Origin of the sequence: Bradyrhizobium sp., assembly GCF_019244115.1 — a bacterium.
In the GTDB taxonomy this organism is placed as follows: domain Bacteria; phylum Pseudomonadota; class Alphaproteobacteria; order Rhizobiales; family Xanthobacteraceae; genus Bradyrhizobium.
Map to the genome: position 1 here is coordinate 1 of NZ_JAFATE010000121.1, position 4,255 is coordinate 4,255.

5 protein-coding genes are annotated in these 4,255 nt (G+C 59.9%); all 5 read right to left on the minus strand.

The genetic code is table 11. The features are described from left to right. A partial coding sequence (locus JOZ76_RS05685; RefSeq protein ID WP_291697651.1) for a hypothetical protein occupies positions 1-491 on the minus strand: 491 nt, incomplete at its 3' end. Beyond that, positions 488-1,459 (minus strand): Gfo/Idh/MocA family protein, encoded by a 972-nt coding sequence (locus JOZ76_RS05690; protein ID WP_291697652.1) that lies wholly within the window; start codon positions 1,457-1,459, stop codon positions 488-490. The genes JOZ76_RS05685 and JOZ76_RS05690, both read right to left, overlap by 4 nt. 35 nt (positions 1,460-1,494) lie before the next feature. Then, complete coding sequence (locus JOZ76_RS05695) at positions 1,495-2,568, minus strand: Gfo/Idh/MocA family protein (protein WP_291697653.1); 1,074 nt, start codon at positions 2,566-2,568, stop codon at positions 1,495-1,497. A gap of 148 nt (positions 2,569-2,716) precedes the next feature. Next, positions 2,717-3,493 (minus strand): SDR family oxidoreductase, encoded by a 777-nt coding sequence (locus JOZ76_RS05700; protein WP_291697654.1) that lies wholly within the window; start codon positions 3,491-3,493, stop codon positions 2,717-2,719. Beyond that, positions 3,486-4,255: IclR family transcriptional regulator (locus JOZ76_RS05705; protein ID WP_291697655.1), on the minus strand; the 770-nt coding region annotated here is incomplete at its 5' end. The genes JOZ76_RS05705 and JOZ76_RS05700, both read right to left, overlap by 8 nt.

Consider the following 4,255-nt stretch of genomic DNA (forward strand, 5'->3'; position numbering starts at 1 on the left):
TCGAGATCGAGGCTGTGCCAGTCGGCGCGTGGCGCTCCCAGTACAATGCCGCCACTTCCGAGATTGTCGGCAATAAGCAAGGGACGCGGAGATTGAAATCCCTGCTCGGTCCTGCACGACAATAGCTCGAAGACGGCCAGGGCCTCACCGAGTGCCGGCAAGACATCGTCGATGACGTATTCGGTTCGCGATAGCACAGGCAGCCGATGCTTCACCTCGAACGCCAACTCACACTCAAAGCCATGTGACAGCGTTTTCAGCGGTACGTTGGCCCCTAACTTGAATACGGCATCGTCGAGGATTGGCGCGGAAATCACCTCGCCGTCAGGTGTCCGGGCCACTTTCCATCCGGCAATCCGCCGCCGGAGCAAAGCCTGAACGCGATCTTGAACGGCATAGCCCTGCTCGATGCTGGGCAATTCCCCAAACCCGGCGGTCAGCCGTCCATCGCAACGGCGTGCCCTAACGAGCGCTTCAGCAAACTCTCTCATGGCAACGCATTCAATTGGATGGGCATACCGTGGCGCGACGCGGACAGATAGGCGGCCTCCACGATCCTAAGAGCCCGCGAAGCATCGCGGAGACCGGCGACAGGCACGGATCCAGCCCGCACTTCGTCGAGAACGCGGCGAACAAAAAGCGGATAATAGACATCGGTTTCGAGGCGCGCGGGAATTCTTCGCGTTTCAATTTGTCCATCGGCTGACTTCGATCGGACAAGGATTTGATCGTCGCCGGACGCGTAATAGGAATCCTGCGAGCTAATCGAGAAGGTAAATTCCCGCTGAATTTTGTTGTCGCTCGGGAATATGTACCCGCACTCCAGGGTACCTATGCGGTTCTGCTTCGTCACCATTCGCACACTGATGACATCTTCGATCGAGAGGCCGTTAATTTCCGAGGACGATACTGCGGACACCGACACGATCTCGTCCCGCGCAAGAACAGAGAACAAGTCGATGAAATGCACCCCAAGATTGATCAGCGGACCGCCGCCGGCCAGGTCGAACCGCAGCATCCACGGTGTTCCCGCAGCCTCGTAACGGGATGGTGGCCCGGTCATGAAGCGGAAGCTGGCGAAATCAGGGCGCGTTTTCGTGTGCCCGACGATGTCCAGCGTATCGCTCATGCGGAAGATCATAGGTACTGCGACGTAGAGATTTTTTGCCTCAGCGCTGGCTCCCAGACGATCCACGTCGATCGCGCGGATTCCACAGGGCTTCTCGATCGCAAACGGAATGCCGCGTTCAATCAATTTTCCTGCCAGCGTAGGCATGTCGATGTGACGGCCAAACACGAATGCAAAATCGACGGTCTGCATATCCAGTAGGTTGTCGAGATTGCGATAGACCTCGCAGCCGAACCGCTTCGCCAAAGATAGACCGGTTTTCTGAGCGCTGTCCGTAACACCGACCACACGTAAGCTCGGGGCCTCGAGCGCATCGAGATAGAGCGGCATGTGCCAATGCGTCGATTCGACGATCGCGATTCTCACTACGCCGCCCCTTGCATTTCAGCGGGGTTGACCGACTGGCCCGTTGCCGCGGATCGCAGGATTGCAGCGGTTACCTGCAGACTGCGACGTGCATCCTCTGCGCTGACCAGCGGCTCTTCATGTTCCTTGATGACGCGGCAGAAATGCCGCAACTGGCGACGATAGGCATCCTGGGCCTTCACGATGCGCCCCTCCCGACTGATTGGCCGTGTCCAACCGGCCTCGCCGTCGACGCGATATTTCCATACATGCAGATCCGGAAACTCAAGCGAGCCATCGCTGCCGAGAAAGCGGTAGGAGTTTTCGCGGCTCACCGGGAAATTGGGGTTCTCGCCGGAATTCGCATCCCATGACCAGGGCGACGGGCTGGCGTCGCATCCGGTGATCGTGCCGAGCGCTCCGCTTTCAAAGTCCAAAAGGACCGCGACGGTATCCTCGACCTCGTGCCTACGCGCGGACCGACGGGCCGCCGCGGTAACGCTGACGATCTCCCCGCACATGAATCGCAGCAGGTCAACGTCATGAACAAGGTTGGTAAGGACGGGGCCAGCACCAGCAACCCGTCGCCACTGCGGCTCGAAATAGCTGCGGGGTTTCAGAACGGCCCACAACACGTTGACCGCCAGTAACTGGCCAAGTTCGCTTTTCACAATATCGCGCGCTTCGCGCACGATCGGATTATGGCGCCGATGATGCCCAACCAGAATTTTCGCGCCAGTTGAATTGGCCGTCGCTATCAGCTCTGTGGCTTCAGCCGGGTGCTTGGCAATTGGCTTCTCGATCAACACCGCAATTCCACGTCGAATTGCAGTCAGAGCCACCTTGCAATGCAGCGGGGTCGGCACCGCGACGATGATCCCGTCGGCGCGCTGAGCATCCAGCATGTCTTCCAGAGAGCGAAAGTGAGGCACGCCAAACTCGTGAGCGAGGCTCCCGGCTTCACTTGCCGGATCGGCAATACCAATGAGAGTCGTTGCGGGCTCATCGACGCAATATTGCGCATGACGACGTCCGATCGCGCCTACTCCTACGACGCCGATGCGCACGGCCGTGTCGGTTGTCCGATCAACCACCTGCGGACTCCGGCCGGGACGCGTCCGTCTTGCGGTGAGCGACGCCGGGAAGCCGCTCCAGTAATGAAAGTGGGAGACCGCCACCGATCATGATATTTCGCCAGTGTTGTAGTGACTCATTCGATGGATCCGGAACGAAATCTTCTGGCTAATCGAGATAGGAGCCGCCATTGACGTTGATAGTTTCACCGATGACGTAGCTCGAGGCATCGGACAACAGAAACAAAACAACCGAAGCAATCTCATCCGGCTGCGCGAAACGACCCAGCGGAATTCGCGAAATCGTCGTCGCCTGATGGGGCTTACTCATCTCTCGAGTCAGTTCCGTATCGACGATTCCGGGCGCGATGGCGTTGACGCGCACATCATAGGGAGCGGCCCAGGCGGCGAGCGACTTCGTCAGCCCGATCATTCCGGCTTTTGCAGCGGTGTAATGCGCGTTACCGATGAAGTCGCCTCTCTTTCCGGCGACTGACGAGACATTAACGACGCGGCCGAAACGGCGCCTCAGCATGTCGGGCATCACGGCATGGCAGCAGTTGTACGCACCCGTGAGGTGGACATTGAGCATGCGATCCCAGCGCTCGCGAGAGATGTCCGGAAACGAGACGAAATCGCCGATGCCAGCATTATTCACCAACAGATCGACCGCACCGAGCACGCGTTCGATCCTTTTGACCGCCTGCGTTACCGCCGCGGTGTCACCGACATCGCATGAGATGGCGGTCGCACCAGCACCGGTCGCGCGAAGGCTGGCGGCGAGTTTTTCGGCGGCGGGCTCGTCGCGGTCCGCGACCACGAGATGGGCGCCTGCCGAAGAAAGCACCCGTGAAATGCCTGCGCCGATACCTTTGGCGCCGCCCGTGACAATGGCGATGCGACCCTTGATGCTTTCGTCGATTTGAATGGCGCGTAGTTCAGGCATTGGAAGATTTCCTGAGCGCGTTGCCGGAAACAAAATTCATCACGCGTCGCGCCGGCCAAAGATCTGCGATCTCGTTAACCGTCGCCGCGAGATCCGGCGCCACCTCTTTCATGCGCTCCGGCGTGAAGCGCGAAGCAGGACCGGCGATGCTGACGGTGCCAACCGCAACCCCATCGCGGCCGAGAATCGCTGATGCCATGGCGCAGGTACCAGGCTCGCCTTCCTCTATCGCCATGCCATAACCGCGAGCGCGTGTTGCTGCGAGCTCCCTGATCAGCGTTGGCTCATCGCGAACAACGGGCTTGCCGAAGCGTGCCGGCACCACAAATCCGCGCTTCTTGACGAGGCTGACCGCGGCTGCGTCGTTCATCGTCGACAGCCACGCCTTGCCGGTGGCCGTTGCGTGCAACACGACGGCCTGCCCGAGATCAGGGTCGTATCTCAGGCCAGACAAAGCGCCTTGCGACTTGGCGATCCAGAACAGCGTGTCGCCTTCCACCAGAGCGAGGCGGACGAGTTCCCCGGTTCGAATGGCCAGCCTATCCAATGACGGCTGGCAGATATCGGAGGTGCCGGCACCCGCAAGGATGCGAAAACCCACCGCGGCAAGCTTCACGCTCAGCCGATAGCGTTGGCTGGTATCGTCCTGCACCGCGAAGCGGCGATTGACCAACGACGAAAGCAGCCGATGAGCGGCACTTTTGGGCATGTCGAGGCGGCGCGCGATGTCGCTCAGCGGCAAACCATTGGGCTCATCCGCGA